At 63.4% G+C, this 957-nt stretch carries 3 protein-coding genes; 2 read left to right on the top strand and 1 reads right to left on the bottom strand.

Features of this window, described 5'->3' with window-relative positions; translation table 11 throughout:
* Nucleotides 1-235, top strand: a 235-nt coding sequence (locus MOV75_RS39640; RefSeq protein ID WP_247008285.1) for a MaoC family dehydratase N-terminal domain-containing protein, incomplete at its 5' end; no start/stop codon positions are given.
* 197 nt (nt 236-432) lie between these two features.
* Entirely contained in the window at nt 433-579 is a 147-nt protein-coding gene (locus tag MOV75_RS39635; RefSeq protein ID WP_018318322.1) for a hypothetical protein, read from the top strand.
* Between the two features lie 39 nt (nt 580-618).
* On the opposite strand, the gene MOV75_RS39630 is transcribed toward MOV75_RS39635, so the two are convergent.
* Nucleotides 619-756, bottom strand: a complete 138-nt coding sequence (locus MOV75_RS39630) for a hypothetical protein (RefSeq protein ID WP_212080336.1) — start codon at nt 754-756, stop codon at nt 619-621.
* Nucleotides 757-957: the final 201 nt, after the last annotated feature.

Raw genomic sequence — 957 nt, 5'->3', positions numbered from 1 at the left:
GGAGGTCGCGGCGGGCGGCCCATCGCCGGGCTTTCGTGACCTGCGCTGGATCAGGCCGGTGCTCGCCGGCGACACGATCAGCTACGTCAGCGGCATCGTCGACAAGCGTATCTCCGCCTCGCGCCCCGGCTGGGGCATCGTGACCGTCCGCACCACCGGCACCAATCAGCGAGGCGAAGACGTCTATTCCATCACCGCCAGCGCCTTCGTTGCGACGCGAGCGAAGGCCGGTTAGATCTGTTCCAGGATGAACGGTCCAAATCAGTGCGCGAGTGTTGCCCGCGCGCTATGGACGCGTTTTGGGGCGGCTGCCATAAGCCTGCGCAACATGGTTACCGCGAAGCAGTTTGTCGGAACCATCGAGTTGCTAACTAATTATGAACCTGTCGCTGTCTATTTGAAACGAATTGGCAGAGACAGGGGACGAGGACCATGGCAGATCGCGGCGCACTCAAATTTGTCGGATTTATCTTCGCGACCGCGACACTGGCAGTGATGCTGGTCGCCGGCATGGTGGTGAAGGGCTATGCCGATGGCGCCTATACCCTGGAAGCCTCGGCGGTCGACGCAAGCCGGTAAGAGTTCGTTAATTTTTCGCGGCCGGCATCCGGCCGCGCCTCAGCGGCTATAGACGAACGCCAGGATGGCGATCGCAACCGCCAACAGCCCGACAAAGCGCAGCATGATTGTGCCGATTTGATTCGGCGCTGGCCTGAGCGGTATCGGGTCCGTGGTGTCGGGCCGAATGCTTTCCATGTGAAATGTCCCCAAGTCCCCGGCCGAACAGGCCACGGGCGCTTGGCATTCGTCGCTGGGGAAGGGCGGAGGGTTCAAAGGCGCACGCCCGTGTCCCGGACGCGCTGCAGCGTGGAACGCTGCTGCGCAGAGCCGGGACCCATCGCGCCGCGCATCTATCATGACCACGGGCCCCGGCTCTGCGGCGCGTCACTGCGTGCC

Origin of the sequence: Bradyrhizobium sp. PRIMUS42 (genome assembly GCF_023006515.1) — a bacterium.
GTDB lineage: Bacteria > Pseudomonadota > Alphaproteobacteria > Rhizobiales > Xanthobacteraceae > Bradyrhizobium.
Note: the sequence above shows the minus strand (reverse complement) of the source record. Positions and strands in the feature narration are given on the sequence as shown.

Excerpts from the sequence above, each read along its gene's own strand:
- MOV75_RS39635 (WP_018318322.1), top strand. The coding sequence starts at position 433 with ATGGCAGATCGCGGCGCACTCAAATTTGTCGGATTTATCTTCGCGACC.
- MOV75_RS39630 (WP_212080336.1), bottom strand. The coding sequence starts at position 756 with ATGGAAAGCATTCGGCCCGACACCACGGACCCGATACCGCTCAGGCCA.